Raw genomic sequence first — 506 nt, forward strand, 5'->3', positions numbered from 1 at the left:
GTACAGCGCGATTAAACTCTGGAATGAAAACCCACTTCTCACCGACACGAGCGTTCGGCTTACTTGGATCACGAAGCTCAATAACTGGCAATTTATTCTCTTTTACCATCTTGACTACAGCCGTTTCTGGCTTACCAAGTAACTCTGCAAACTTAACCGTATGTACCGCATCAATCGGGTACTGAATCACATAGTCATTGACTTCCATTGATTAGCCCTTTTTGCTTTCGTGTTACCCTTATTAGATCCAGTCCCTTCTAGGTCGCCCCTGTCCTTTCTAGGGACTGGCTAACACACTCAAAAGGTCACCAATACACAACCTTTTGACGGGAATATAAGTCACCAATAGGTTACTGTCAAATGCAGACATTCGAAAAACTGAAAGCGATTAGGAAAGCAGAAGGCTTAACACAGGCGAAATTCAGCGAAATTAGCGGGATAGCTCTAGGAACAGTCAAAAATTACGAAAGTGGGCATAAAGACCCTGGTCTCAGCATCGTTATGCG

General features: G+C 43.9%; 2 protein-coding genes. One reads left to right on the forward strand and one right to left on the reverse strand.

Translation table 11 applies throughout. The annotated features are described in order from the left end of the window. Positions 1–208, reverse strand: a 208-nt coding sequence (locus ACLO87_RS17040; RefSeq protein ID WP_430224378.1) for a Cox family DNA-binding protein, incomplete at its 3' end; no start/stop codon positions are given. Between the two features lie 152 nt (positions 209–360). Here ACLO87_RS17040 and ACLO87_RS17045 point away from each other — a divergent pair. After that, a partial coding sequence (locus ACLO87_RS17045; RefSeq protein ID WP_430224379.1) for a helix-turn-helix domain-containing protein occupies positions 361–506 on the forward strand: 146 nt, incomplete at its 3' end.

Origin of the sequence: Paenalcaligenes sp. Me52 (assembly GCF_050487965.1) — a bacterium.
GTDB lineage: Bacteria > Pseudomonadota > Gammaproteobacteria > Burkholderiales > Burkholderiaceae_B > Paenalcaligenes.